19 protein-coding genes are annotated in these 24384 nt (G+C 59.1%); 8 read left to right on the top strand and 11 right to left on the bottom strand.

Translation table 11 applies throughout. From position 1 onward, the window contains the following. Window positions 1-173: 173 nt before the first annotated feature. The 10 genes from lapB to gyrA all read right to left on the bottom strand — a co-directional run bounded on the left by lapB (window position 174) and on the right by gyrA (window position 13499). Window positions 174-1343, bottom strand: a complete 1170-nt coding sequence (gene lapB / locus HF945_RS05315; protein WP_290524714.1) for a lipopolysaccharide assembly protein LapB — start codon at window positions 1341-1343, stop codon at window positions 174-176. Further along, window positions 1340-1570, bottom strand: coding sequence for a lipopolysaccharide assembly protein LapA domain-containing protein (locus tag HF945_RS05310; RefSeq protein WP_290524713.1), 231 nt, complete (start codon window positions 1568-1570; stop codon window positions 1340-1342). Before HF945_RS05310 ends, lapB begins: the two co-directional genes overlap by 4 nt. A 50-nt stretch (window positions 1571-1620) precedes the next feature. Then, complete coding sequence (gene ihfB, locus HF945_RS05305; RefSeq protein ID WP_290524712.1) at window positions 1621-1971, bottom strand: integration host factor subunit beta; 351 nt, start codon at window positions 1969-1971, stop codon at window positions 1621-1623. 69 nt (window positions 1972-2040) lie between these two features. After that, window positions 2041-3723: a 30S ribosomal protein S1 gene (gene rpsA, locus HF945_RS05300; protein ID WP_290524711.1), complete on the bottom strand. Its 1683-nt coding sequence runs from the start codon at window positions 3721-3723 to the stop codon at window positions 2041-2043. A gap of 198 nt (window positions 3724-3921) precedes the next feature. Continuing rightward, entirely contained in the window at window positions 3922-4599 is a 678-nt protein-coding gene (gene cmk / locus HF945_RS05295; RefSeq protein ID WP_290524710.1) for a (d)CMP kinase, read from the bottom strand. Beyond that, the gene (locus tag HF945_RS05290) at window positions 4596-6839 is read right to left on the bottom strand and encodes a bifunctional prephenate dehydrogenase/3-phosphoshikimate 1-carboxyvinyltransferase (protein ID WP_290524709.1); all 2244 of its coding nucleotides are present in this window, start codon (window positions 6837-6839) and stop codon (window positions 4596-4598) included. The genes cmk and HF945_RS05290 overlap by 4 nt, the downstream gene beginning before the upstream one ends. 128 nt (window positions 6840-6967) lie before the next feature. Continuing rightward, entirely contained in the window at window positions 6968-8080 is a 1113-nt protein-coding gene (gene hisC, locus HF945_RS05285) for a histidinol-phosphate transaminase (RefSeq protein ID WP_290524708.1), read from the bottom strand. 202 nt (window positions 8081-8282) lie between these two features. Then, the gene (gene pheA / locus HF945_RS05280) at window positions 8283-9365 is read right to left on the bottom strand and encodes a prephenate dehydratase (RefSeq protein WP_290524707.1); all 1083 of its coding nucleotides are present in this window, start codon (window positions 9363-9365) and stop codon (window positions 8283-8285) included. Between the two features lie 186 nt (window positions 9366-9551). Continuing rightward, window positions 9552-10634, bottom strand: a complete 1083-nt coding sequence (serC, locus tag HF945_RS05275; RefSeq protein ID WP_290524706.1) for a 3-phosphoserine/phosphohydroxythreonine transaminase — start codon at window positions 10632-10634, stop codon at window positions 9552-9554. 105 nt (window positions 10635-10739) lie between these two features. Continuing rightward, on the bottom strand, window positions 10740-13499 hold the full coding sequence (gyrA, locus tag HF945_RS05270; RefSeq protein ID WP_290524705.1) for a DNA gyrase subunit A: 2760 nt from the start codon (window positions 13497-13499) through the stop codon (window positions 10740-10742). A gap of 218 nt (window positions 13500-13717) precedes the next feature. Between gyrA and HF945_RS05265 the strand changes: the two genes are divergently transcribed. The 7 genes from HF945_RS05265 (at window position 13718) to HF945_RS05235 (ending at window position 21564) form a co-directional block, all read left to right on the top strand. Beyond that, window positions 13718-15052, top strand: coding sequence for a TRZ/ATZ family hydrolase (locus HF945_RS05265; RefSeq protein ID WP_290524704.1), 1335 nt, complete (start codon window positions 13718-13720; stop codon window positions 15050-15052). Further along, window positions 15003-15764 (top strand): bifunctional 2-polyprenyl-6-hydroxyphenol methylase/3-demethylubiquinol 3-O-methyltransferase UbiG, encoded by a 762-nt coding sequence (ubiG, locus tag HF945_RS05260; protein WP_290524703.1) that lies wholly within the window; start codon window positions 15003-15005, stop codon window positions 15762-15764. Before HF945_RS05265 ends, ubiG begins: the two co-directional genes overlap by 50 nt. A gap of 106 nt (window positions 15765-15870) precedes the next feature. Continuing rightward, window positions 15871-16539: an HAD-IA family hydrolase gene (locus HF945_RS05255; protein WP_290524702.1), complete on the top strand. Its 669-nt coding sequence runs from the start codon at window positions 15871-15873 to the stop codon at window positions 16537-16539. A 95-nt stretch (window positions 16540-16634) separates the two neighbouring features. Next, window positions 16635-17402, top strand: coding sequence for a YciK family oxidoreductase (locus HF945_RS05250; protein WP_290524701.1), 768 nt, complete (start codon window positions 16635-16637; stop codon window positions 17400-17402). A 454-nt stretch (window positions 17403-17856) separates the two neighbouring features. Then, the gene (locus tag HF945_RS05245) at window positions 17857-19029 is read left to right on the top strand and encodes a putative solute-binding protein (RefSeq protein WP_290524700.1); all 1173 of its coding nucleotides are present in this window, start codon (window positions 17857-17859) and stop codon (window positions 19027-19029) included. 176 nt (window positions 19030-19205) lie between these two features. Then, complete coding sequence (locus HF945_RS05240) at window positions 19206-20279, top strand: putative solute-binding protein (RefSeq protein ID WP_290524699.1); 1074 nt, start codon at window positions 19206-19208, stop codon at window positions 20277-20279. Window positions 20280-20355: 76 nt separating this feature from the next. Next, complete coding sequence (locus HF945_RS05235) at window positions 20356-21564, top strand: putative solute-binding protein (RefSeq protein ID WP_290524698.1); 1209 nt, start codon at window positions 20356-20358, stop codon at window positions 21562-21564. Between the two features lie 195 nt (window positions 21565-21759). Here HF945_RS05235 and HF945_RS05230 read toward each other — a convergent pair whose 3' ends face one another. Next, window positions 21760-23094 (bottom strand): AarF/UbiB family protein, encoded by a 1335-nt coding sequence (locus HF945_RS05230; RefSeq protein WP_366492898.1) that lies wholly within the window; start codon window positions 23092-23094, stop codon window positions 21760-21762. Between the two features lie 202 nt (window positions 23095-23296). Here HF945_RS05230 and HF945_RS05225 point away from each other — a divergent pair, with 202 nt between their 5' ends. Then, window positions 23297-24325, top strand: coding sequence for a hypothetical protein (locus HF945_RS05225; RefSeq protein WP_290524696.1), 1029 nt, complete (start codon window positions 23297-23299; stop codon window positions 24323-24325). Window positions 24326-24384: the final 59 nt, after the last annotated feature.

Raw genomic sequence — 24384 nt, 5'->3', positions numbered from 1 at the left:
CTTCGTAGCAATGCAGAATCCGGGAACTTTTTGGATTTTCCTAATCCAAGCGTAGCTTGTAGCTTGTAGCTTGTAGCTTGTAGCTTGTAGCTTGTAGCTTGTAGCTTGTAGCTTGTAGCTTGTAGCTTGTAGCTTGTAGCTTGTAGCTTGTAGCTGATAGCTGATAGCTGCTCTTAAACCTCCTTCACCACTGGCTTGATGGTGCCCCAGCGTTTGCAGCTTGGGCAGCGCCATTGCATCAGCGGGGTTTCGAAGCCGCAGCGGCGGCATTTGTAGAGGCTCTTGTTGTTGACCAGCTTTTCGGACATCTGGCGAAGGGCATCCAGGTGTTCGCGGGCTTCACCTTCCACAATGCCGGCCAGGCTCATGTCGAGAATCTTGTTGAGGCCGCGTACGGACGGGTTGGCTTTCATGTATTCGCCGATAAAGTCCGCCGCCTCCTTGTCGCCGTAACGGTCCTTGAGGGCTTCAGATAGCAGCAGGATGCGGCTGGTGCTGGGTTTCTCCGCGCTGTAGTCCGCCAGCATCTGGATAAAATCCTCGCCCTTCTCCTGGGCGTCATAGCAGGCACGCAGCTTGTCCAGCACTTCATCGAAGAAGTCGCTGTCCTGCACCCAGATGCGCTGGTAGGCCTGAATCGCGGCCTCCCAGTTCTGCTCGTCCATTTCCAGCTCCCCTTCCTGGAAGCTGGCACGCACGCATTTATCGTCAAAGGACAGTGCCCGGCGCAGCATGCGGCGAGCCGGATTGATGTCCTTGTCCCGCTTGAGATTGTCTGCCTGCTCACAGCAGTACTGCGCCAGTACCGAAGCCAGTTCGGGCCGGCTCTTCAGCAATCGTTCGCCCATGCTGATGGCGTTGACCCAGTCACGCTCCTGTTCATACAGGCCCATCAACTGGCTGCAGACTTCATCCTTGGCTTCACAGTTCTGATCCAGCATTTCCAGCAGGACCTGTTCGGCCAAGTCAAAGATGCCGCTGGCCAGATAATCCTGGGCCAGTTCCAGCTGGATCTCTTCCTGCACCGGGCGGGCATAGTCGCCATGCTCCAGCAGGTGGGTATGGAGCTGGGCGGCACGGTCAAACTCGCCGCGTTTACGGAACAGCTTGCCCAGGGCCAGATGGGTGTCCAGCCCCTCCTCGCCCACGTCCAGCCCCTTGAGAAGGGCTTCAATGCCCTTGTCGGGTTCTTCGTTGAGGAAGAAGTTGATGCCGGCCACGTAGTCCTTGGACAGGGAGGCCATGCGGCGGCGCTGACGACGCCGGCTCTCGCGGCGCCCCAGAAAAAAACCCGCTCCGATGGCAACAAAGAAGAACGGGATCAACCACAGGGATTCATTCATGAAAACAGGCTCTTGAGACCACGCAGGCCGATGCCGGCCAGTAAGCCGGCCAACAGGCCGATTGCCAGAATGCCGATCACCAGCACGCCCAGGGAAACATCCCAGTGCCAGCCATCTACCAACAGGTCCAGGGTGACCAGATCACGGTTACTGGTGACAAACAGGAAAGCGATCAGGAAGATGGCCACCACAGCCAGAATCACCAGGATGCGGTACAAGTTACGCATGGCAGAATTCCTCTCTCCGGCCCTCGCCGGTTACAGCATGGGGGAGCGGGTCAGCTGGCTGCCGCCTGGCTGCCATCGGATTCCGAGTCCTGGTCATCACTGCCTTGCAGATGCAGGGATTCGTTAACGCGTTCGCGCAACTCTTTGCCAGGCTTGAAATGGGGAACATATTTACCGTGCAGCTCGACGCTGGCACCGGTTTTGGGATTGCGTCCCACACGGGGGGCGCGGAAATGAAGGGAAAAACTGCCGAAGCCGCGAATTTCGATGCGACCACCGCCGGCCAGGGAATCGGCCATTTCCTCGATCAGCGTCTTGACTGCCAGTTCCACGTCCTTGGGCGACAGTTGGGACTGTCGGTCGGCAATACGCTCAATCAGTTCAGATTTGGTTAACGCCATTACAGCTTGCTCCCTGGGCTCCCAGCCCAGTGGGGCCGGCATCATTGCCGGCCCCTCGGGAGGAGCCGATTAAGACTCGTTGCTGTTTTCCATCTGCTGCTTGATCAGATCACCGATGGTCTTCGGCGCATTGGCATCCTGCTGTTCAGACAGGTTGTCCATGGCCTCACGCTCATCAGCCTGATCCTTAGACTTGATGGACAAGCTCAGTACACGGTTCTTGCGATCAACGTTGACGATCTTGGCTTCCACTTCGTCGCCCACGTTGAGCACTTCGGTCGCATCGTTAACGCGGTCACGGCTGATTTCGCTGGCACGCAGGGTACCTTCGACATTTTCAGCCAGCTCTACGGTGGCCGCTTTCGCGTCTACCGCTTTGACTACGCCCTTAACAATTGCGCCCTTATCGTTAGCTGCAACATACTGAGCAAACGGATCGTCTGTCAACTGCTTGATACCCAAGGAAATTCTCTCGCGCTCTGCGTCGATGGAGAGAACCACGGTTTCCAGCTCGTCACCCTTGTTGAAGTTACGCACGGCATCTTCGCCCTGCTCTTCCCAGGAGATGTCGGACAGGTGCACCAGACCGTCGATGCCGCCTTCCAGACCGATGAAGATACCGAAGTCAGTGATGGACTTGATCTTGCCGGAAATGCGCTCGCCTTTCTGGTACTTCTGCTCGAAGGCATCCCACGGGTTGGACTGACACTGCTTGATACCCAGGGAGATACGACGACGATCTTCGTCGATGTCCAGGATCATCACTTCCACTTCGTCGCCGATCTCTACAACCTTGGACGGGTGGATGTTCTTGTTGGTCCAATCCATTTCGGATACGTGAACCAGACCCTCTACACCTTCCTCGATCTCGGCGAAGCAGCCGTAGTCGGTCAGGTTGGTTACCTTGGCCTTCACCTTGGCACCTTCCGGGTACTTGCCCACGATGTCGTGCCACGGATCTTCGCCCAGCTGCTTCAGACCCAGGGAAACACGCATCTTCTCGCGGTCGAACTTCAGTACCTTGACGTCGATTTCCTGACCCACTTCCACGATCTCGCTCGGATGCTTGATGCGCTTCCAGGCCATATCGGTGATGTGCAGCAGGCCGTCGATGCCGCCCAGGTCCACGAACGCACCGTAGTCGGTCAGGTTCTTCACGATACCCTTGACTTCCATGCCTTCCTGAAGGGATTCCAGCAGTGCTTCACGCTCTTGAGAGTGCTCGGCTTCCATCACCGCACGACGGGAAACGACCACGTTGTTGCGCTTGGGATCCAGCTTGATGACTTTGAAGTCCAGCTCTTTGCCTTCCAGGTGAGCAACGTCGCGCACCGGACGGATGTCTACCAGAGAGCCCGGCAGGAAGGCACGGATCGGACCGATATCTACGGTGAAGCCGCCTTTTACCTTGCCAGAGATCTGACCTTTTACGATTTCGTCTTCGTCGAAAGCTTTTTCCAGCTCGCCCCATACTTCGGCGCGCTTGGCTTTTTCACGGGACAGGCGAGTGAAGCCCATGCCATCGTCGATGGCATCTACGGCTACATCTACTTCGTCGCCTTCGGCGATTTCCAGTTCACCTGCCTCGTTGATGAATTCGTCACGGGCAATGATGCCTTCGGATTTCAGGCCAGCGTTGACGGTTACCCAGTCGCTATCGATGGATACAACGGTGCCCTTGATGATGGAACCACGAGCTACGTCGAGGTCCTTGAGGCTTTCTTCAAAAAGATCAGCAAAAGATTCAGTCATGTTTCTCTCTGTTTACATTCACATGCCAACCAGCAGACATGGGTTATGAGTAGTTGGACCCGCCCTCCCCAGCTGGCTTACTTTGTGAGGGAGTGACAGATCGGCCGCTTGAACACAGAATCAAAAACGCCCCGCGGCAAGGGTTGCCGAAGGGTGCCATGGGTGTGTGACTGCTTCGTTACGCCTGCCTGAAAAGACTCAGACCAGCTGTCGCGCCGCAGCCTCGTCGAGAATCCGGTTTACCACGTCATCAACCGAGAGTGTGGTGGAATCGATCACCACGGCATCGTCTGCCGGGCGCAATGGCGCCACCTCACGGTTCATGTCACGGTCATCCCGGGTGCGGATGTCCTCAACAAGGGTCGCGAGGGTAGCACCAAAGCCCTTTTGCTTCAACTGCTCAAAGCGCCGTCTGGCGCGCTCTTCGGCGCTGGCAGTGAGGTAAATCTTGAGGGGGGCAGCAGTGAATACCACGGTGCCCATATCACGGCCATCGGCCACCAGGCCCGGGGATTCGGCAAATGCCTGCTGGCGGGCCAGCAGGGCATCACGCACGGGCTGCAATACCGCCACCTGGCTGGCCAGCTCGCCCACACTTTCCTGACGGATGATGTTGGAGACGTCTTCCCCCTCCAGAATCACCGCAGTCTCGCCCTGCTGCTCCAGAAAACGCACCGGCAGGGACTTGGCCAGGGCCACCAGCGCAGCCTCGTCATCCAGCGCAACCCCTTGATTTCTGGCGTAATAGCCCAGAACACGATAGAGCGCACCGGAATCCAGCAAGTGCCAGCCCAGACGGGCTGCCACCCGCCGCGCCACGGTACCCTTACCGGAGGAAACCGGCCCGTCGATGGTGAGTACGGCGGTTTCCGTCATTTTTCCTCCAGCTGGAGACCAGCGTGGGCAGACAACTGGGCAAAGCCCGGGAAGCTGGTGGCCACATTGGCACAATCATGAATGGTGATGGGGCCTGTGGCGCGCAGGGAGGCCATGGCAAAGCTCATGGCGATACGGTGATCACCGTGGGACTGGATTTCGCCACCACCGAACTCGCCGCCGGTGATGCGGATACCGTCTTCAAACACTTCATGGTCCACACCCAGAGCGGCCAGACCATCGGCCATGACCTGGATACGGTCAGACTCCTTCACCCGCAGCTCTTCGGCGCCACGCAGGATGGTGTCGCCCTCGGCACAGGCGGCGGCGATGAAGATGGCCGGGAATTCGTCAATGGCCAGGGGCACCAGCTCCTCGGGAATCTCAATACCCTTCAGCGGCGCGGATTTAACCACAATATCGGCCACCGGCTCGCCACCGGCATCACGCTGGTTCTCCAGGCGGATATCCGCCCCCATCAGCTTGAGGATGTCGATCACGCCGGTACGGGTGGGATTGATGCCCACGTGCGGCAGGGTCACTTCGCTGCCTTCAGCAATGGACGCGCCGACCAGGAAAAAGGCGGCAGAGGAAATGTCTGCCGGGACTTCCAACTTGCAGGCGGTGAGCTTGCCACCGCCCTGCACCGCGCTGGTGGCACCATCACGGCGTACGGCGTAACCGAAGCCACCCAGCATGCGCTCGGTGTGGTCACGGGTGGGGGCCGGTTCGGTGACGGAGGTTTCCCCTTCGGCATACAGGCCGCCCAGCAAGACGGCGGATTTCACCTGGGCCGAGGCCATGGGCAGATCATAGTGGATCGCCTTGAGCGGCTGACCACCACGGATACGCACCGGCGGACGACCTTCGTCACCGGTGGTGATCTGGGCGCCCATGTCACGCAGGGGCTTGGCCACCCGCTCCATGGGACGCTTGGACAGGGACGCATCCCCCGTCAGTTCCACATCAAAGGCCTGACCGGCCAGCAGCCCGGTGAGCAGGCGCATGGACGTACCGGAATTGCCCATGTACAGCGGCTTGGAGGGCGCCTTCAGGCCATTCAGGCCCACGCCATGAATAGTCACCTGACCATTGTTGGGGCCTTCAATCACCACGCCCATGTCGCGGAATGCCTGCAGGGTAGCGAGGGCGTCTTCGCCTTCGAGAAAACCTTCTACCTCGGTCACGCCGTCTGCCAGGGAACCCAGCATGATGGAGCGATGGGACATGGATTTGTCGCCGGGCACGCGAATGCGGCCATTCAGCTTGCCACCCGGGCTCATCAGATAGGTCGGGTTGGCCTTGCTATTGTCTGTCATGATTGTGTCGTCACCTGAATGTTGGGCGCGCGTATAGGAAGTGCGCCCGTTCATGGCCATAAAGTGTGCCCGGGCCGTGTTGGCGCGGGTCATGATGCCCATCAGGGCATCGGAATCCCCTTTTTCCACGGCATCGCGGAAACGGTCGATGCCATCGCTGAACAGGCCCAGCGCCTGCAACAGGGCATCCTTGTTCTCCCGGAAAATGTCGTGCCACATGACCGGGTCAGAGCTGGCAATCCGGGTGAAGTCCCGAAAACCGCCGGCAGCATAGCGGAAAATCTCGTTGGAATCCCCCTGCCTCGCCAGGGTATCTACCAGCGAAAACGCGAGAAGATGCGGCAAATGGCTGGTTTCCGCCAGCACCTGGTCGTGATAATCCGGGGACATCTGCAGCACTTCGGCGCCCATGGCGGTCCAGATAGCGCGCACTTTGGCGGTGGCCGCCGGATCGGTATCGTCGGTGGGCGTCAGGATCACCCGGTGATCCCGGTAAAGGCTGGCATCTGCTGCAGTGACACCGCTCTTTTCCTTGCCGGCAATGGGATGGCCGGGCACGAAACGGGCGTAATGCTCGCCCAGAGCGTCACGGGCCGCACTCATCACATTGCCCTTCACACTGCCGCCGTCGGTGACGATGGCGGTGCGGGAAAGTCCTGGCTTCAGCGCCGCCAGCACCTTGCCCATGGCCGACACGGGGGTGGAAACAAACACCAGATCAGCACCGGCTACCGCTTCGGCCAGATCCTGGCTACCGTCATCCACCACCCCCAGGGCAATGCCCTGCTCCAGGGTGCGCGCCGAGCGCGAGCCAGCCACGATGGAGCGGGCCAAGCCGTTTTCACGGGCGGCAGCGGCAAAGGAACCGCCAATCAGGCCGAGGCCAATGATGGCAATGCGATTGAAGAGGGGTTCAGACATCAGCAACGCCCCCGGGTCGCACTGTAGGAGCACCTCTCGAGGTGCGAACCGAATCTGGCACGGCCTGACGCAAGCAGGTTCGCGTCTCAAGCGACGCTCCTACGGCGGGGAGTCCGAAACGGTTGAAATCACCCATCGGCCAGATCCTGCAGCACGTGCTTGAGGGCAATCAGGAAGCGCTCATTCTCGCGACTGGTGCCGATGGTCACCCGCAGATGGTTGGGCATGCCGTAGCCGCCCAGCGGCCGCACGATCACCCCTTCCTTGAGCAGGCCCTCATAGACCGGCATGGCCGGCTGGCCGCAGTCAAAGGCGATGAAGTTGGCCACGGACGGAATCTGCTCCAGGTGCAGTTTCTGCAGCCCTTCGGCGATCTGCACCAGGCCGCTGGTGTTCTCGCCGCGGGAATTCTCGATGTGATCATCGTCCTGCAGCGCGGCTTCCGCGGCGATCTGGGCCGGGGTGTTCACGTTAAACGGCTGACGCACCCGGTTGAGCACATCCGCAATCTCCGGGCTGGAAATGCCGTAGCCCACCCGCAGACCGGCAAGGCCATAGATCTTGGAGAAGGTGCGGGTCACGATCAGGTTCGGGTATTTGCCGAGACGCTCAATGCCGTTGGGATAATGGCTTTCCTCAACGTACTCGAAGTAGGCCTCGTCCAGCACCACGATCACCCGCTCCGGGATCCGCGACAGGAATTCATCCAGGGCATGGGCATTGAACCAGGTACCGGTGGGATTGTTCGGATTGGCCACGAAAATCACCCGGGTGCGGTCGGTGACCGCCTCTGCCATGGCCGCCAGATCATGGCCAAACAGGTTGGAGGGCACCTGCACCGGCTTGGCATTGCAGGCCAAGGTCACGATGGGATACACCGCAAAGGCATACTCGGAAAAAATGGCCTCGTCGCCTTCCTGCAGGTAGGCGCGGGCAATCATGTCGAGCACGTCGTTGGAACCGTTGCCCAGGGTCAGCTGGTTGCCGGCCACATTGAGTTTTTCTGCCAGTGCCGCTTTCAGCGAAAAGGTGGCACCGTCCGGGTACAGGTGCAGCTCGTGCATATGCTTGAGCGCATGCAGGGCTTTATGGCTGGCACCCAGCGGGTTTTCATTACTGGCCAGCTTGACGATGTCAGTGACCCCCAGCTCACGCTCCAGCTCGTCGATGGGCTTGCCCGGCTCGTAGGGCTTGAGCTGCTGGATACCGTTGTTGGCTAATTGGATGTAGTCGCAGGTCATGTGTGTGCTCCCTTCTACCCTGGTTGCCAACCCTGGCCACCGGGGTTATCTGATTGGGGTCGGACGTCTTAAGTCGGACGTCTGACGCAAAGCCTCGTTGTGACAAGCCTATGCAGTGGCTATTCCTTTGTGGGAGCTTGCCTGCAAGCGATTTGGCCTCAGGCAAGAAAAGATCGCTTGCAGGCAAGCTCCTACGGCAGGTTTAGAGTACCGCTTTTGGATAGGAACCCAGCAGCTTGATGGTGTTGCCGGCGGCTTCCAGTTTGTCCAGCACTGCCTGCAGATTGCCCTCTTCCTTGTGACCTTCGCAGTCCACGAAGAACACGTAGCTCCAGTTGGCGGTGCGGGACGGGCGGGACTCCAGACGCGTGAGGTTGATCCCTTCGTCCCGGAACGGCGCCAGCACCTCAAACAACAGCCCCGGGCGGTTTTTGCCGCTGATCATCAGGCTGGTCTTGTCCTTGCCGGAGGCCGGGGTGTCCTGGCGACCGATGATCAGGAACCGAGTGGTGTTGTCCGGACGATCCTCGATGTTGCGCTGCACCGCTTCCAGCCCATACAGCTCCTCCGCCATTTCCCCGGCGATGGCCATGGCGTTCCACTCGTCCTTGAGACGACGGGCCGCTTCCGCATTGGAGCTCACCGCGATGCGCTCCACACCGGGCATGTGGGCGTCCAGCCACTGGCGGCACTGGGCCAGGGTCTGCTGGTGGGAGTACACCCGGGTGACCTTGTCACGCTGGGTATGCTGGCCGGCCAGCAGGTGATGATGGATACGCAGTTCCACTTCACCACAGATCTTCAGTTCGGAAGTCATGAAGGTATCCAGGGTGTGGTTGACCACCCCTTCGGTGGAGTTTTCCACCGGTACCACACCATAGTGAGCGGCGCCGGCTTCCACTTCCCGGAACACTTCATCGATGGCACCCAGCGGCACGGACTCCACCGCATGGCCAAAATGCTTGAGCGCGGCCTGCTGGGTGAAGGTGCCTTCCGGACCCAGGAAAGCCACTTTCATGCGCTGTTCCAGCGCCAGGCAGGCACTCATGACCTCACGGAAGAAGCGCGCCATGGTTTCGCCATCCAGCGGCCCCTGGTTACGCTCTTTCACCCGGCGCAGCACCTGGGCTTCACGCTCCGGACGGTAGAACACCGGGTTGGGGTCGGTGGCAATCTTCACTTCCGCCACCTTGTGCGCCAGGGCGGCACGCTCGTTAAGCAGATCCTGCAGCTTCTGATCCAGCTCGTCGATCTGGTTACGCAAGTTGTCGAGACTTTCGGTCATGCTGACCTCGCTTTTTGTTCGCTACACGCATCACGCAACAGGCAACACGCAGAAAAACCTGCGTAACTGGTTACCAGTGCCATGCTGTAATTTTCGTTTATCACTTGCCCACCTACTTAAACCGCGACTTCGCAACACGCAAATCCCAGCCTCGCAGACATGGCGTGGTGCGTGGTGCGTGTTGCGTCAGGCGTTCCTTGTCTCAAACTCTGCCATGAAGGTAATCAGGGCATCCACGGCGGCTTCCGGCACCGCGTTATAAATGCTGGCACGCATGCCGCCCACGCTGCGGTGGCCTTTCAGGTTGAGCAGGCCTGCGGCATCGGCTTCCGCCAGGAACTGCTTGTCCAGGCGATCATCGGCCAGCACGAAAGGCACATTCATCTGGCTGCGGCTGATCACTTCCACCGGGTTGCTGTAGAAATCGCTGCCATCAATGAAACCATACAGCTTTTCGGCCTTGCGCTGGTTGGTTTCTGCCATATTGGCCACGCCGCCCTGCTTTTTCAGCCATTGGAATACCAGGCCGGCCAGGTACCAGGCATAGGTGGGCGGGGTGTTGTACATGCTGCCGTTGTCCGCATGGGTCTGGTAGTTGAGCATGGCGGGCACATGGGCGCCGGCCTTGCCAAGCAGATCCTTGCGCACGATGACCAGGGTCAAACCGGCGGGGCCGATATTCTTCTGGGCACCGGCGTAGATCAGGCCAAAGCGGTTCACATCCACCGGACGGGACAGGATGGTGGAGCTCATGTCCGCCACCAGCGGCGTGCTGCCCACCTCGGGGATGAAGCTGTATTCCAGCCCGCCAATGGTTTCATTGGGGCAGTAATGCACGTAGGCCGGGTTGGCGGAGAGGTTCCAGCTGTCCTGGGGCGGTACCGTGGTGAAGTGGGTGTCTTCACTGCTGGCGGCCACATTAATGTTGCCGTAGCGACCGGCTTCCTTGATCGCCTTCTTCGACCACTGCCCGGTATTGATGTAGTCGGCGGTTTCGCCCTCGCCCAACAGGTTCATGGGCACCATGGCGAACTGGGTGGACGCGCCGCCCTGCAAGAACAGCACGGCGTAATCGTCGCTGATGCCCATCAGGTCACGCAGATCCTGTTCGGCCTTTTCGGCGATATCCACGAAGACCTTGTCCCGGTGGCTCATCTCCATAATGGACAGACCCTTGCCCTGGAAATCGAGCATTTCCTGTTGGGCCTGTTCCAGTACCGCCGTCGGCAACGCCGCCGGCCCTGCGCAGAAGTTATAGGCGCGGGACATTCATGTTCTCCGTCTAATCAAAGAAGCCCGGCGGAACCGGGCTCGGGTTTGGTTGGTTTTGCGTCGGACGTCAGACGTCGGACGTCCGACGCTTTAAAACCAGGGTTATTCCTCTGCGTCGTCGCTGGCGTCGGACGCCGGTGCTTCCGGGGTGGCTTCCCCTTCAATCACCTCGCCCTCTTCACCGTCCAGCTCGTCGTCTTCCTCGGCCCCTTCCAGTTCCGGAATGGTGGCCAGGCCGCAGAGTTTTTCTTCCTCGCCGAGACGAATCAGACGCACGCCCTGGGTGTTACGGCCTGAGGTGCTGATCTGGTCCACGCCGGTACGCACCAGGGTGCCCTGGTTGGAGATCAGCATGATGTCCTCTTCGCCGAACACCTGGGTCGCGCCCACCAGCTCACCGTTACGCTCGTTGATCACCATGGCGATAACACCCTGGCCACCGCGCCCTTTGGTGGGATACTCGGTGAGCGGGGTACGCTTGCCATAGCCCTTTTCGGAGGCCGTAAGGATCTGGCCGTTTTCTTCCGGCACGATCAGGGAGATCACGTCCACGCCGTCAGCCAGCTTGATACCGCGTACACCGCGGGCCAGGCGGCTCATGACACGCACCTTGGACTGATGGAAGCGCACGGCCTTGCCGTTGCGCGCCACCAGCATCACGTCTTCGTGGCCCTGGGTGATGGCCACGTTGACCAGATGCTCGCCTTCCTGCAGTTTCACGGCGATCAGGCCGGAGCTGCGCGGACGGGCAAAGTTGGCCAGCTGGGTACGCTTGACCACACCGCTGGAGGTGGCCATGAAGATGAACGGACCGGGCACGGTATCTGGCACTGCTTCGGCCTCATCGCCGTCCACCGCGTCTTCCACCACGTCCTCGGCCTCAACCACGGTCTCGTCTTCGTCTTCCGCCGCATCGGCTTTCTGCTGACGCACCATGTCGGCATCGAGGCGCAGAATAGCGGTAATCCGCTCTTCATTCCCCAGAGCCGGCAACAGGTTCACGATCGGCTTGCCCCGGGAGGCGCGGCCGCCTTGGGGCAGCTCGAAGGTGCGCAACCAGAACACCTTGCCGGCGTCGGTGAACAGCAACAGGGTATCGTGGGTGCCCGCTACCAGCAGGTGCTCCACGTAATCTTCGTCTTTCAATTGCCCGGCGGACTTGCCGCGCCCACCCCGCTTCTGGGCGCGGTAGGTATCAATGGGCTGCATCTTGGCGTAACCGCCGTTGGAGAGGGTCACCACCACGGTTTCTTCGGCGATCAGGTCTTCCATGCTGAGATCCAGGCGGGAGGCCACGATCTCGGAGCGACGCTCGTCGCCATACTCTTCACGCACAGCAACCAGCTCGTCACGGATCACCTGCATCAGGCGCTCCGGATCCGCCAGGATCAGCATCAGCTCGGCGATCACTTCCAGCAGTTCCTGGTAGTCGTTGATCAGCTTCTCGCGCTCGAGGCCGGTCAGCTTCTGCAGACGCAGATCGAGAATCGCCTGGGCCTGTTCCGGGCTCAGGTAATACAGGTCATCACGCAGACCGTACTGCTCGTCGAGGCCGTCCGGGCGGGCAGCATTTTCACCACCGGCACGCTCCAGCATCTGCAGCACATCGCCGGGCGCCCAGCCCTTGGCCAGCAGCTTCTCTTTCGCTTCCGCGCCACTCGGGGAACTCTTGATCAGCTCGATTACCGGATCGATGTTGCTCAGGGCCACCGCCAGGCCTTCCAGCAGGTGGGCCTTTTCACGGGCCTTGCGCAGTTCGAACACGGTACGACGGGTCACCACTTCACGGCGGTGACGGATAAAGGCATCCAGCAGCTCACGCAGGTTCAGGGTCTTGGGCTGGCCATCCACCAGTGCCACGGTGTTGATGCCGAAAACCGACTCCATCTGGGTCTGCTGATAGAGGTTGTTCAGCACCACTTCCGCGTTCTCGCCCTTACGCAGCTCGATCACGATGCGCATGCCTTCCTTGTCGGATTCGTCGCGCAGTTCGGTGATGCCTTCAATCTTCTTGTCTTTCACCAGCTCGGCAATCTTCTCGATCAACCGCGCCTTGTTCACCTGATAGGGAATCTCGGTAACGATGATGGCTTCTTTGCCGCTCTTGTCGGTGGCCTCGATCTCGGCACGGGCGCGCATGTACACACGGCCACGGCCGGTGCGGTAGGCCTGCACGATGCCAGCGCGACCGTTGATGATCGCGGCGGTGGGGAAATCCGGCCCTTTGATGTACTGCATCAGGTCGTCCGGGGTCAGGCTGTCGTCGTCGATCAGCGCCAGACAGCCATCCACCACCTCGCCCAGGTTATGGGGCGGTATATTGGTGGCCATACCCACGGCGATACCGGAGGAACCGTTCACCAGCAGGTTGGGGACCCGGGTGGGCATCACATCGGGAATCTTTTCCGTGCCGTCGTAGTTATCGACGAAATCCACGGTTTCCTTGTCCAGATCCGCCAGCAATTCATGGGCGATCTTGGCCATGCGCACTTCGGTGTAACGCATGGCCGCGGCGGAGTCACCGTCGATGGAACCGAAGTTCCCCTGACCATCCACCAGCATGTAGCGCAGGGAAAAAGGCTGCGCCATCCGTACGATGGTGTCGTACACGGCGGAATCACCATGGGGGTGATACTTACCAATCACGTCACCGACCACACGGGCGGATTTCTTGTAAGGCTTGTTCCAGTCGTTGTTCAGCTCATGCATGGCGAACAACACGCGGCGGTGTACCGGCTTGAGGCCGTCGCGTACGTCAGGCAGTGCACGACCGACGATCACGCTCATGGCGTAATCCAGGTACGACTGCTTGAGTTCGTCTTCGATGTTTACCGGGGTAACTTCTCTGGCGAGATCCGACATAGTGATCCTTATTATCCCCAACAGCCCCGCAGGCGGGACTCAGGCTGACTCCATGGTTCCGGGCGGCAACAATGAAGAAGCCCGGAAAAGCACCGGATGATAGCACAGGTGCGGGGGTGCGCGAACACTGCAAAAGCGGCTACCTCAAAGAAGCAACATGTCGCCCAAACCGCTATACTGCCGCCATTCTGGCCCCCTGTCCGATCAAGGAGTTATGCATGAGCGACCATCAGGCCGACCTGATTGTCCACGCCCGCTGGATTGCCACCGTGTCCGACGACGACGCGGTACTGGAAAATCATGCCCTGGTAGTGAAGGACGGACGCATTACCGACCTGCTGCCCAGCGCCCTTGCCGACGAGAAATGGCAGGCCAGCGAGGTCATCCGGCTGGGCGACCACCTGCTGATCCCCGGGTTGGTCAACGCTCACACCCACGCAGCCATGAACCTGCTGCGCGGTATTGCCGACGACCTGCCGCTGATGACCTGGCTGGAGAATCACATCTGGCCCGCAGAAGGGCAGTTTGTCAGCGAGCAGTTTGTCTACGAAGGCACCAGACTCGCCGCCGCGGAAATGATCCGCTCCGGCACCACCACTTTCGCGGACATGTACTTCTTCCCGTCCAGTGCCGCCAAGGCCACCGTGGAGGCGGGCCTGCGCGCCAGTCTGTTCTGCCCGCTGCTGGACTTCCCCACTCCCATGGGCTCCGGCCCTGACGACTATATCCGGCTGGCCACCGATGCCATGGACGAGTGGCGCCATGATCCGCGCATCCAGATCGGCTTTGGCCCCCATGCCCCTTATACCGTGTCTGACGAACCGCTAAAGAAGGTGCTGACCCTGGCGGAAGAGCTGGATGCACCAGTGATGATGCACGTGCATGAAACCGCCGGCGAAATCCAGATGGCGGTGGGCAACACCGGTGAACGCCCGCTGACCCGCCTGAAGGATCTGGGCTTGCTGTCTCCCCGCCTGCTGGCGGTTCACATGACCCAGCTCACCGACGAGGAAATCGAGTTTGTCGCCGAGACAGGTACCCAGGTGGTGCATTGCCCGGAATCCAATCTGAAACTGGCCAGCGGCTTTGCCCCGGTGGAGAAATTGCGCAAGGCCGGCATCAACGTGGCCCTGGGCACAGACGGGGCCGCCAGCAACAATGATCTGGACATGATCGGCGAAGCCCGTACCGCCGCCTTCCTGGCCAAGGGCGTGAGCCTGGAGGCCGATGCCTTGCCCGCCGCCGAAGCCCTGAAAATGGCCACCCTGAATGGTGCCAGGGCGCTGGGCCGGGATGACGAGATCGGTTCACTGGAAATTGGCAAGCAAGCGGATATGGTAGCGGTGGATCTGAACCGGCTGGAGACCCTGCCGGTCTATGATCCGGTGGCGCAGCTGATTTACGCCGCCACCCGCGACCAGGTGACCCACAGCTGGGTGGGCGGACGCTGCCTGATGGACAGCCGCAAGTTGACCACCCTGAACGACGCCCTGATTCTGAAGAATGCCCAGCAGTGGCAACAAACGATTGCCGGAGCCGATAACCGTGACTGAGACACAAAACAGCGTACCCAATGTGGATGCCGGGGAAATTGCCAAGTTCAACGCCCTGGCCGAACAGTGGTGGGACCCCAACTCCCAGTTCCGCCCCCTGCACGACATCAACCCGCTGCGACTCAACTATATTGATGAGCGTGTCAGCCTGCCGGGCAAGAAAGTCATCGATATTGGCTGCGGTGGCGGCCTGCTGTCCGAGGGCATGGCCCGTCGCGGCGCAGAAGTAACCGGTATCGATATGGGCGAAGCGCCGCTGGCGGTGGCCCGCATTCATGCGGAACAGGCCGGTGTTGCAGTGGAATACCTGCAGACCCCGGCGGAAAAGATCGCCGAAGAGCGGGCCGGCCAGTATGACGTGGTGACCTGCCTGGAAATGCTGGAACACGTGCCCGATCCCTCTTCCGTGATCCGCGCCTGCGCCACCCTGGTCAAACCCGGCGGCCATGTGTTCTTCAGCACCATCAACCGCAACCCGAAAGCCTTCATGTTCGCCATCGTGGGTGCGGAATACGTTTTGCGCCTGCTGCCCCGCGGCACCCATGAATACGCCAAGCTGATCAAGCCCTCGGAACTGGCCGGCTGGGCCCGCGATGCGGCACTGGACGTGAAAGACACCACCGGCATGGTCTACAACCCGCTCACGCAGGTGTACAAGCTGAACCGGGATGTGTCGGTGAATTACCTGATGTACGCCCGTAAAGGCGAATAACCCCCCTGTAGGAGTGCCGCTTGAGGCGCGAAGTGAGCGCAGCGGAATACCCAAACGCCTTCGCGCCTCAAGCGGCGCTCCTACAGCGGCGCTGTAGAGAGAATGTATGAATAAGCTGGAAGCCGTTTACTTCGATCTCGACGGCACCCTGATCGATACCGCACCGGACTTTTATACGGTGCTGAACACTCTGCTGAAAAAGCACGGCCGCCCGGAAGTCACTTACTCCGCGGTACGCGCCAATGTCTCCAACGGGGCGCGAGCGCTCACCGAGCTGGGCTTTGGTACCGGCCCGGAGGACCTGACTTTTCCGGCGTTTCTGGACGAGCTGCTGGATGCCTACGAACAACATCTGGCGGTGGACACGGTGCTGTTTCCGGGCATGGCGGAAGCACTGGACTGGATGGACGATAACCGGATTCCCTGGGGCATCGTCACCAACAAACCCTCGCGCTTCACTCACAAGGTGCTGGCCGGGCTGGGTCTGGCTGAGCGGGTTGGCCCGGTGCTCTGCCCGGACGATGTGAAGCAGCGCAAACCGGATCCGGAAGGCCTGCTGATTGCCGCCCGTCAGGACAATGTGGATCCCGTCCACTGCCTGTATGTCGGCGATCATCTGCGTGATATTCAGGCAGGACAGAATGCTGGCATGGCCACCGCCGTGGCGGCGTTTGGTTATATTGATGCGGACGATGATCCGCGTGGCTGGCAGGCCAATTATTATCTGGAACAAGGCTCAGACTTGTTGCCGCTGCTACAAAAATTACGCGGCTAAATGTAGGGTGGAAATGGGCGAATGCCCATCTCCGCCATTGAAAAACATCCGGCGTCAGGCATCCGGCCTCTGGCGCAAGATTCACAGGATAAACCATGACGGATATTCAAAACGACGCCCTCAACTATGCCTGTCCTGAAGACGCCTTCAAGGACCGCATTATTCTGGTTACCGGCGCCGGTGCCGGTATCGGTCGCACTGCCGCACTGACCCTGGCCGCCCATGGCGCCACCGTGATCCTGCTGGGTCGCACCCAGGAAAAACTGGAGCGGGTCTACGATGAAATCAAGGCCGCCGGCGGGCCGGAACCGGCCCTGGCGCCGGTGAATCTGGCCGTGGCCCGGCCGGAGGATTTCCAGGAACTGGCCGGCCTGTTCGACAAGGAGTTCGGTCGCCTGGACGGCATTCTGCACAATGCGTCCATCCTGGGTGACATCACCCCCCTGGACCGTTACGGCACCGGCACCTGGGATTCCGTCATGCAGGTCAATGTGAACAGCGCTTTTTATCTTACCCAGGCCATGCTGCCGCTGCTGCGCGCCAGTGAGGATGCCCGCCTGTTGTTCACCTCTTCCAGCGTGGGCCGTAAGGGCCGCGCTTTCTGGGGCGCCTATGCGGTCTCCAAGGCGGCCACCGAAAATCTGGCCCAGGTATTGGCCGAAGAGCTGGAAAACACCACCAACATTCGCGTCAACACCCTGAACCCTGGCGGTACGCGCACCGATATGCGCGCCCTGGCCTACCCCGGTGAAGACCCGATGACCATCAAGACTCCGGCGGACATCATGGCGCCCTACCTCTACCTGCTCGGCCCCGCCAGCAAGAACGTGAACGGCCAGTCCATCGACGCGCAGCCGAAGTGACGCCACACGCATCACGCGGCACGCAACTCGCCGGCTCTGCATCCTCTGCGGGGCTGGCGACTAATGGGAAGTCGAGTTGAAAGTTTAAAGTTGAAAGTTCAAAAACGCGGTGAAGGACGATTCGTTTTGTGAGGCTGTGCCCGCGCCCGGAGAGCAGGTATTTCAGATAGCACAGCCAGAGACCCGCTTTTCAACTTTCAACTTTGAACTTTCAACTGCTCCCCCGTAGGGCGGAAATGCCTGCCAGGCATCTCCGCCTCTATTCTTTTTAATTTAGCGTCCTGCGTCAGGCATCCAGCATCTGGCATTCCATTCATATCCCCTGACATTTTCTGCAGGCGCTTGCCCAAACGCCGTCACTCCCTGCGCTGGAGCCCTCCCCCGGCATGGAGTAGCGTGCTACATCTAGTTCAAGGACTACCAAAAACAACAACGTCTGCGCACGGAGAAGCTCATGCACAAGCGCATTACCTTTGCCCTGGCCATTGGCCTGTTCTGCTCGCTGGTCAGTGCTGCCAACCTGACCGATGCCCAGAAGGAAAAGCTGCAGCAGCTGGTGCCCGGTACCACGCTTTCCGACAGAACCATGGAGCAGATGGCGGATATCTTCTATACCCGGGAGATGCCGGTTCGCTCTCGACTGCAGGCGATCAGCAAGCTGGTGGGTTTTGACCAGATGCCGAAGGGTTCGTCCTTCAGCCGCACCATCTGCATCTGGGACATCGCCGGCCGCAATGGCCCGGTTTTCAATGCCGCCATGGAGCAGAAGGCGCTGGCCACCGAATACGGTATCGACCTGAAAATGGAACCCTACACCAGCGAAACGGTGATGGTGGAAGAGTTCAAGGCTGGGCGCTGTGATGCCGCCCTGATGAGCGGACTGCGGGCCAGACAGTTCAATCTGTATTCCGGCAGCGTGGATGCCATCGGCGCCATTCCCGACCAACAGCATATGCATACCTTGCTGCAAGTGATGGCCCATCCAAAACAGGCAGGCCACATGGTGCAAGGAGATTATGTGGTCATGGGAATTTACCCTGCTGGCGCAGCCCATATCTTTGTGAATGATCGCAGCATCAGCTCCCTGGCCAAGGCCGCCGGCCGCAGGGTTGCGGTGCTCGATTACGACCAGACCCAGGCGGAGATGGTGGCCTCTATCGGCGCCACCCCGGTCAGTACCGATATTGTTTCCGCGCCGAACAAGTTCAATAACGGGCAGATCGATATTCTGCCGGCCCCACTGATTGCCTATGAAATCCTTGAGCTCTACAAAGGCATGAAGCCCGACGGCGGGATTGTTGATTACCCGCTCACACAGCTCACCATGCAGCTGATTGGCCGGCTGGACAAATTTCCCAATGAAGTGGCACAGCTTATCCGCGAAGCTTCCTTTGAAGCCTACCCACAGGTGATTGCACGGTTGAATCAGGAAACGGACCGGGTACCTGCCAAGTGGATGATTTCCATTCCTGAAAAGGACAAGCAGGAATATGAAGTCATGATGCAGGAAGCCCGTACGGCGCTGAAAAACCGTGACTATTACAGTGCCGACATGCTTACCCTTCAGCGCAAGATCCGCTGCAAGTTCAACCCCGCCCGCGCCGAGTGCAGCCAGGGCGGCAGCTGACAGAATCTACAGTTGGAGGCTACAGGACCGACGGACATGCAGGTGCAGTTACCCTGTTGCCCGCGGGCCTTTCATCCCGGGATCCCCATGTCGCCGTACAATTGTCATACAAGAGATAAAACAACCCGCTTTTTTTCAATGCTATAAGCGAATCACATGTTCATGAAGGATCATCCATGGCTTCGCCCCGATTACTGATTGCCACTTTTTGTCTTGCCGTGCTCGGCTCCACCAGCTGGGCACTGGACCTGACCCCCAAACAACAGGAACAACTGAAAGCTGCACGCGAGGAAATGGGCTTGAAGGACGACGAGCCTTTCAAGCGGCACATCTGTCTGTGGGATTTATCCGGCAAGTCCGGTCCAATCTTCAATGGTGCCACCAATCTGCGCCTGGACCTGATTCGCTACAACATGGACATCAGCCTGGAGGCGTTCACCAATGAGGGCGTTCTGGCGGCCTCATTGAAAAACGGGCACTGTGACGCCGCCTTGATGAGCGGGTTCCGGGCCCGACAGTTCAATCGCTTCTCCGGCACCATTGATGCCATTGGCGCCCTGCCCGACCTGGAACACATGAAGATCCTGTTGCGCACCCTTGCCCATCCCAATCTGGACAAGTACATGGTGAGCAACAAATACCAGACATTGGCAGTGACCCCGGCGGGCGCCGCCTATCTGTTTGTCGACGACAAGCGCATGAACTCGCTCGCCCAGGCGGCGGGCAAGAAAGTGGCCGTACTGGATTTTGATCCCGGTCAGTCCAGGCTGGTCACCCACATTGGTGCCGCTCCGGTATCCACCACAATGGCCACCGCCCCCAACCTGTTCAACAACGGCACGGTCAACATTCTTCCCGCGCCCCTGATCGCCTATGAGGTGCTGGAGCTGTACAAGGGCATGGACCCGGATGGCGGCATTGTGGACTATCCGATCGTGCAGCTCACCGCCCAGTTGATCGCGCACACCGACCGGTTTCCACCGGCTATTGCTGCCCTGATCCGGGAAGTGGCAGCGGACAGTTTCAGCTCCATTCAAACCGCACTGGAAAGAGAAGCAGGAGAGATCCCTGCGCACTGGTGGATTGATGTCTCAACGTCGAACCGGCAAGAGTATGACAGCATGATGCGGGCCGCCCGGCTAAAGCTCCGCGAAAGCGGTTACTATGACGCCACCATGCTGTCGATCATGAAACGTATCCGCTGCAACCAGGCCCCGCAACGGCCAGAATGCAGCCAGGAAACGGAATAAATCCGAACGCCAGATTGACCAGCCCGCAACCGGCAACGGCACCGGAGCCAGAGACTCAGGCCTTATGACGTTCACAATGAATACAAACAACAAGATATATGGAGTCATCGTGCGCTTCTTCAAATTACTTGCCGCCAGCACCCTGCTGGCCACCTCCCTGTTCGCGCAGGCCGAGGATAGCCTGAACCTGACGCCGGCCCAACAAGCCGAACTGGAGCGGTTCGCCCCCGGCGTGGAATTGACCCCGGCACTGGCAGAAAAACTTCGCGCCATCGCCTTTGATCAAAGCCGCAGCCTGGATGAACGGATTGATGCCATGCAGAAAGTGGCTGGCTTTACACGCGGCGAACCACTCAAGCGCCGCATTTGTATCTGGGACGTGGCCGGGCGCGTCGGGCCAATCTATAAAGCCGCCGAAGACCAGCGCACCCGCCTGCTGGAATACGGTGTGGACCTGGATATTCAGGCCTATACCAACGAATCGGTCATCGCAGAGGATCTGAAAGCCGGTATCTGCGACGCAGCCCTGATGACCGGTCTCAGGGGGCGCCTGTTTAATCGTTACACCGGTACCATCGATGCCGTTGGCGGCCTCCCCACCGACGAGCACATGCGCATCCTTCTCCAGGTGCTGGCCAACCCGAAATCCGCCGACAAGATGGTGAGTGGCGAGTATGTGATCCTCGGTATTGCTCCCGCTGGCGGCGCCTATGTGTTTGTGAATGACAAGAACATCAACACCCTGGCCAATGCCTCCGGCAAACGTGTGGCCGTGCTGGATTATGACCCCACCCAGGCGAAAATGGTGTCGCAGATCGGTGCTACCCCCGTGGCCTCGGATATCCTGTCAGCGCCCAACAAGTTCAATAACGGTGTGGTTGATGTTCTCCCGGCCCCGCTGGTGGCCTACGAGGTACTGGAACTTTACAAAGGGCTTTCACCGGATGGCGGCATCATCAATTACCCGCTGGCCCAGATTTCCATGCAGCTGATTGGTCGCAAGGACAAGTTCCCCAATGAAGTGGCGCAACTGGTACGGGAAGAGTTCTTCAACAGCTACCACCTGATCAAGGAACGGCTGGATATTGAAGCGGCCAAGGTGCCAGAACATTGGTTCATCGAGATTCCGGCAGACGACAAGCAGGAATACGAAGTCCTCATGCAGGAAGCCCGCCTGACCCTGCGTGAACAGGGTTATTACGATGCAGACATGCTGACCCTGCAACGCAAGATCCGCTGCAAGCTGGAACCGACGCGTGGGGAGTGTGCGAATCCGGTGGAATAGGAACAAGCTACAAGCTTCAAGCTGCAACACGAGGAGATGCCGCGGTTAACGAGAGAGGTTTGTGTTCCGCGCTGCCGCGATCTGGAAAGCATAAAAAAACCGCGCCCGAAGGGTGCGGTTTTTTTGTAGCTTGTAGCTTGTAGCTTGTAGCTTGTAGCTTGTAGCTTGTAGCTCGTAGCTCGTAGCTCGTAGCTATTAGTGCAGTAGACCGCCCGGCAGGTCATCTCCCCCGCCAAACATGTCCAGCCGGCTGTCGGTGAACATGTCCATCTCCGGTGCCAGCACCTGAACATAACGGTCGAAATAGAGGAACTGTTTGAGCAGCAATGCGAACTCGCGGGGGAAACGGATGCCGTGACCTTCGCCGATCTTGACCAAATCCATCAGCAGCCGGTTCACTTCCTTGTCATTGCGGTCCGCCTGGATCAGGGCCGAGGGATCTACCTGACCCAGCGCGCCCTGCAGCTTTTCGATATCCCTGGCCAGAGCATCCACGTCCACCTCTTCGCGGGTCATGCCGATCACCGCCATGGCTTCGGCCATCTGACGAATATCACCACGTCCAATGGCATCGAAGAATTTGGCCATGCCATTCCAGGCTTCACGTCGAATCCGGCCGACGATACCGAAGTCGATGAACCCTACCCGGCCATCCTCCAGTAACATCAAATTGCCAGCATGCACATCCGCATGGAAGAAATCACACATCATCAGGCTGGAAAACCAGGTATTGAGCGCTGATATCAGGGTCTGGGCGGGATCGTCAGTGTATTTCTTCAGCACATTCATATCCGTCAACGGCACACCAAAGAATCGCTCCATGGTCAGCACCTTGCCGGAGGTATGGGACATCACCGGCTCCGGGGCGACAGCACTGGTATTACCGGTATCTTTCAGAAATGCATTGAAGGCTTTCAGATTGGCGGCCTCCTTGATGAAGTCGCACTCTTCCAGCATGCCCGCCTGCAATTCTTCAATCACGCCGGAAATGGCCGACTTGGAAAGTCCGGGAGCAAGACGCTCGGTAATCCGCGCGGCAAGATACAAAAAATTGAAATCTGTGAGCAAAACATTCTGCACACCCGGACGTTGAACCTTGATCACCACGTCTTTGCCATTTTTCAACTTGGCAGAATGTACCTGCGCAATGGACGCACTGGCCAATGGTTTGGGGTCGACAGATAGATAAAGATCCTCTAGAGGTTGCCCCAGTTCTTTTTCAATGGTCTGACGGATGTAATGAAAAGGTAGTGGTGGTGTTCGATCCAGGCAGCGCTGGAATTCTTCCACGTATTCTTCCGGAAAAATGGACGGCGAGCTGGCGATAAATTGACCAAGCTTGATATAGGTGGTGCCCAAAGATTCGAAGGTAGTCCTCAGCAAAGCCGGCACTGGCGGGCGATTGCCGAGCAGCCACCCCAAACCCTGACGACCTACCACTCCCAGAGTCTCAGCGATTCGGAAACCACCACGGGCCGTATTCAACGCCAGGGAAAGGCCACTGCGTTCACCTTCCAGCCACGCCTTCATGTCCTTGATGCCAGAGCTATTACTCATAATAAAGTCTTACTATCCTTGAGTTGCCGGGGGTCCAACATAGTGATGTCACATCATATAGCAAATTTATGGTTTGTAATTGCTTGCAGGCTTTTTTGTAATTACTGCTTGTGCCAATACACGGACTTTCGTACCTTTGACGCGCTATTTGAGAACAATAACAAGGAGCTACCGAATGCGTTCTCTCTCCGTTAAAAACCTGCTGGGGCACGCCCGCCTTGGCTTGATTGCGGGCGCCATCCTCGCTCTTCAGGGTTGCGGTGTAATCTACAAGTCTACCGGTGACGTCCTGATCAGCTTCGGCCGGTCCGAGATGCTCCCCTACATGATGACCTACGATGACGTCCGCATGGCCTGTATTACTGGCGAAGCACAGACGCCCCTGCTGATGTCTTTCGAGCGTGTCGGCTCTCACCCCGAGAAGCTGGGCACCATGGTCTTCACCACGGCGGCCACCTGTGTTGAACAGGTGGGGCTGGAAGCCGAACTGCGTTATATGCGTGCCGTGAAAGATGGCCGCGTCAACGAAGCTCAGGATGCCCGCATCGAGCAAAAACGTTGGGCGGCTGTCGCTGCCGAGCGTCAGTACACCGCCTACAAGTACATGCTCGAAGCCTACGGCGAGCAGAAAGAAGGCGAATGCCCCAAGCTGAAAACCGATTTTGACGAGCTGGTATGGATGGTGGGCAACATCTCCGGCGTTCAGGCTCTTCTCAACGACGGCAACTCCGATGGAGCAGTGGGTGTTCCCCGTGACATCGCTGCCAAGGTTGAGCGCGGCATGAAGTGTCTGGACAACCAGAAATGGTGGGGCGTACCCCGCTCCGTTCGCGCCGCGGTGTGGAACCTGCTTCCGATGCTGGCTCCGCCGAATGTCGAGCCCTGGGCTGAGCTGGAAGCAGGCGCCGACGCTGGCTTCAACAGCGGTATCCGTCTGGGCAGCGCCCTCTACGCCATGAGCGCTTACAGCAAAGGCGACGACGAGCGTCTGCGTACCGCTATCCGTGATTTCGCTTCCAATGACAGCAACCTGGATCCTGAGTATGCCATGCTGGATGCCATCGCCGGTTTCATCGTGGAAGGCATTTCAGACCGTGAATGGACAGAAAACACTGGCAAGCGCACACCTGTTGGGGGCCTCGGCACCTTCTGGGATGATGCGTCCAAGTCCGCTCCTGCCGTCGATATCAACGATCTTTTGTAAGCAGCAACACCCTTTGCGGCCTTCGGGCCGCTTTTGCATCACTTTTATCTTTTGAGTTT

The sequence above is a fragment of the Alcanivorax sp. genome, from assembly GCF_017794965.1.
In the GTDB taxonomy this organism is placed as follows: Bacteria; Pseudomonadota; Gammaproteobacteria; order Pseudomonadales; family Alcanivoracaceae; genus Alcanivorax.
Note: the sequence above shows the minus strand (reverse complement) of the source record. Positions and strands in the feature narration are given on the sequence as shown.

What these genes read in the sequence shown, in the direction of transcription:
- lapB (WP_290524714.1), bottom strand. Translation starts at nt 1,343, where the DNA reads ATGAATGAATCCCTGTGGTTGATCCCGTTCTTCTTTGTTGCCATCGGA.
- HF945_RS05310 (WP_290524713.1), bottom strand. Translation starts at nt 1,570, where the DNA reads ATGCGTAACTTGTACCGCATCCTGGTGATTCTGGCTGTGGTGGCCATC.
- ihfB (WP_290524712.1), bottom strand. Translation starts at nt 1,971, where the DNA reads ATGGCGTTAACCAAATCTGAACTGATTGAGCGTATTGCCGACCGACAG.
- rpsA (WP_290524711.1), bottom strand. Translation starts at nt 3,723, where the DNA reads ATGACTGAATCTTTTGCTGATCTTTTTGAAGAAAGCCTCAAGGACCTC.
- cmk (WP_290524710.1), bottom strand. Translation starts at nt 4,599, where the DNA reads ATGACGGAAACCGCCGTACTCACCATCGACGGGCCGGTTTCCTCCGGT.
- HF945_RS05290 (WP_290524709.1), bottom strand. Translation starts at nt 6,839, where the DNA reads ATGTCTGAACCCCTCTTCAATCGCATTGCCATCATTGGCCTCGGCCTG.
- hisC (WP_290524708.1), bottom strand. Translation starts at nt 8,080, where the DNA reads ATGACCTGCGACTACATCCAATTAGCCAACAACGGTATCCAGCAGCTC.
- pheA (WP_290524707.1), bottom strand. Translation starts at nt 9,365, where the DNA reads ATGACCGAAAGTCTCGACAACTTGCGTAACCAGATCGACGAGCTGGAT.
- serC (WP_290524706.1), bottom strand. Translation starts at nt 10,634, where the DNA reads ATGTCCCGCGCCTATAACTTCTGCGCAGGGCCGGCGGCGTTGCCGACG.
- gyrA (WP_290524705.1), bottom strand. Translation starts at nt 13,499, where the DNA reads ATGTCGGATCTCGCCAGAGAAGTTACCCCGGTAAACATCGAAGACGAA.
- HF945_RS05265 (WP_290524704.1), top strand. Translation starts at nt 13,718, where the DNA reads ATGAGCGACCATCAGGCCGACCTGATTGTCCACGCCCGCTGGATTGCC.
- ubiG (WP_290524703.1), top strand. Translation starts at nt 15,003, where the DNA reads ATGCCCAGCAGTGGCAACAAACGATTGCCGGAGCCGATAACCGTGACT.
- HF945_RS05255 (WP_290524702.1), top strand. Translation starts at nt 15,871, where the DNA reads ATGAATAAGCTGGAAGCCGTTTACTTCGATCTCGACGGCACCCTGATC.
- HF945_RS05250 (WP_290524701.1), top strand. Translation starts at nt 16,635, where the DNA reads ATGACGGATATTCAAAACGACGCCCTCAACTATGCCTGTCCTGAAGAC.
- HF945_RS05245 (WP_290524700.1), top strand. Translation starts at nt 17,857, where the DNA reads ATGCACAAGCGCATTACCTTTGCCCTGGCCATTGGCCTGTTCTGCTCG.
- HF945_RS05240 (WP_290524699.1), top strand. Translation starts at nt 19,206, where the DNA reads ATGGCTTCGCCCCGATTACTGATTGCCACTTTTTGTCTTGCCGTGCTC.
- HF945_RS05235 (WP_290524698.1), top strand. Translation starts at nt 20,356, where the DNA reads ATGAATACAAACAACAAGATATATGGAGTCATCGTGCGCTTCTTCAAA.
- HF945_RS05230 (WP_366492898.1), bottom strand. Translation starts at nt 23,094, where the DNA reads ATGAAGGCGTGGCTGGAAGGTGAACGCAGTGGCCTTTCCCTGGCGTTG.
- HF945_RS05225 (WP_290524696.1), top strand. Translation starts at nt 23,297, where the DNA reads ATGCGTTCTCTCTCCGTTAAAAACCTGCTGGGGCACGCCCGCCTTGGC.